Below are 1,375 nucleotides of genomic sequence, written 5' to 3' on the forward strand. Positions count from 1 at the left end.
AATCTTCAGAGTTCACGACCTGTGTGAGCGTCAACTGCTTTGATGAAACCTTCCAGAAGCTTACCGTAGAACACTACGTCAGAGGCAGTTGCCAAAGCACCTGACCAGACTGAGAAGCGCTCTGGGTTAGACCAGACGATTTTACCTTCACGTGCATCCCATGCAATGAAGTTACCCAGGTGAGATGAACCTTCTGGTGGGTACATGCTCAGAGTAGCACCAACGTATGGTTGACCAGCGATGTACTCAACTTCGAATGGCTCGTAGTCCATACATACATGGTTGGTTGGGACATAGAACAGGCCAGTGCGTGGTGAGAATGCAGCAGGCTGTTGGTCTTTAGTACCCAGTGCAGCAGGGCAGATACCAGTGGTGTTCACGTCTTCACCGTGATAAGCGGTAGAGTAACGTTGTACACGGTTTGGCAGACCTGTTTTCATGTCGATGCTGGTTGCCCAGTTAACAACAGGGTCAAATTTTTCAGCAACCAACAGTTCACCAGTGACGCGGTCCATGGTGTATGCAAAACCGTTACGGTCAAAGTTGACCAGCAGTTTACGCATTTGACCATTGATTTCCTGGTCTACCAGGATGTTTTCGTTAACACCGTCGTAATCCCACTCGTCAAATGGAGTTTTTTGGTAAACCCATTTCGCCATACCTGTATGCAGGTCACGAGCGAAGATGGTCATAGTCCATTTGTTGTCGCCTGGACGTTGTACAGGGTTCCAGGTAGATGGGTTACCAGTACCGTAGTAGTACAGGTTGGTGTCTGGGTCATAAGAATACCAGCCCCAAGTAGTACCACCACCGATCTTCCATTGGTCACCTTGCCAAGAGTTCAGTGAAGAATCCTTGCCAATTGGTTTCAGCATAGAAGTGGTTTTGTTACCGTCAACCATCATCTCATCATCTGGACCAGTGCTGTAGGCTTTGTACTGGATGTTGCCATCAAAGTCATAGGCTTTGATATAACCGCGAACACCAAACTCACCACCAGAAACACCGACGATGACACGGTCATTAAAGACGTGAGCAGCAGCAGTGCTGGTTGCGCCGACTTTTGGATCATCACGTTTGTGAGACCAGACTGGTTCACCAGTGTTCATGTCCAGAGCGACCAGCGTGGTGTCAGCCTGGTTCAGGAAGATTTTGCCATCACCGTATGACAGACCACGGTAAACAGTGTCACAGCACATAACTGGCACAGTTTCGTCGTAGTTTTGGTTTGGCTCATATTTCCACTTGATTGCGCCGTAGTTGTTCAGGTCCAGGGCGTAAACGATGTTCGGGAAAGGAGTGTGAACATACATGGTGCCGTCGATAACCAGAGCGTTACCTTCGTGACCACGCAATACACCAGKTCGAAGAACCG

1 protein-coding gene is annotated in these 1,375 nt (G+C 48.9%); it reads right to left on the bottom strand.

Features of this window, described 5'->3' with window-relative positions:
• Positions 1-5 precede the first annotated feature (5 nt).
• On the bottom strand, positions 6-1,375 hold a 1,370-nt coding region (locus MPL1_RS13020), incomplete at its 5' end, for a PQQ-dependent dehydrogenase, methanol/ethanol family (protein WP_009727602.1).

The organism is Methylophaga lonarensis MPL, assembly GCF_000349205.1.
In the GTDB taxonomy this organism is placed as follows: Bacteria; Pseudomonadota; Gammaproteobacteria; order Nitrosococcales; family Methylophagaceae; genus Methylophaga; species Methylophaga lonarensis.